Genomic DNA, 259 nt, shown 5'->3' with positions numbered 1-259 from the left:
GGGTCTTTTACGGCGGGCGCCGGGAAGTAAAGGGTTTGCGATTGGGTGCTCAGGATGAATTGCGCACGAACGGCCCATTCAAATGTGTGGGACTCGATTGTCGCCCCGGTTTGTGGCGTGGCCCATGCGAAGGGTGTGTCGACATAGAGCTCCAGCGCATCGGGGTAAAGGCGCTGCGCCTCGGGGGCGTCGGACAGTTTTTTTCGGATCGACGCCGGCATGCCTCTGGAGCTGGTGGTCACGACCTCACACCGACGAT

Annotated in this window: 1 pseudogene; it reads right to left on the bottom strand. The window is 61.0% G+C overall.

Features of this window, described 5'->3' with window-relative positions:
* A pseudogene (locus ACCD02_RS32755) lies at nt 1-242 on the bottom strand (hypothetical protein); the annotation flags it as partial.
* Nucleotides 243-259: the final 17 nt, after the last annotated feature.

The organism is Pseudomonas sp. Pseusp88, from assembly GCF_047303955.1.
Taxonomy (GTDB): domain Bacteria; phylum Pseudomonadota; class Gammaproteobacteria; order Pseudomonadales; family Pseudomonadaceae; genus Aquipseudomonas.
Note: the sequence above shows the minus strand (reverse complement) of the source record. Positions and strands in the feature narration are given on the sequence as shown.